This is a genomic window from Serinibacter arcticus, from assembly GCF_004786095.1.
Lineage (GTDB): Bacteria > Actinomycetota > Actinomycetes > Actinomycetales > Beutenbergiaceae > Litorihabitans > Litorihabitans arcticus.
Window position 1 is genome coordinate 1 of record NZ_RHPJ01000013.1, and the last position, 257, is coordinate 257.

Annotated in this window: 1 rRNA gene; it reads right to left on the reverse strand. The window is 55.3% G+C overall.

What is annotated here, in order from left to right:
• Positions 1 to 203 precede the first annotated feature (203 nt).
• Positions 204 to 257 (reverse strand): 16S ribosomal RNA (locus SERN_RS15195); the annotation flags it as partial.

Here is a 257-nt window from a genome sequence, read left to right on the forward strand (position 1 = left end):
GCAGCAGTCAAGGAATGAACATGATGTTCCACCCAAGAGTCACAGGCAACCCCACCACCACAACGATGATGTTCGACCTGCCACCCACAACCCACACCCGAACAGCTCAACCCTCACCCCCCACCACGATGGGCAAGAGGATCAACGAGCGAGCACGAACAAGACATGCAGGAAACTGTGAGCAGCCAACGTTGACTCCTTAGAAAGGAGGTGATCCAGCCGCACCTTCCGGTACGGCTACCTTGTTACGACTTAGT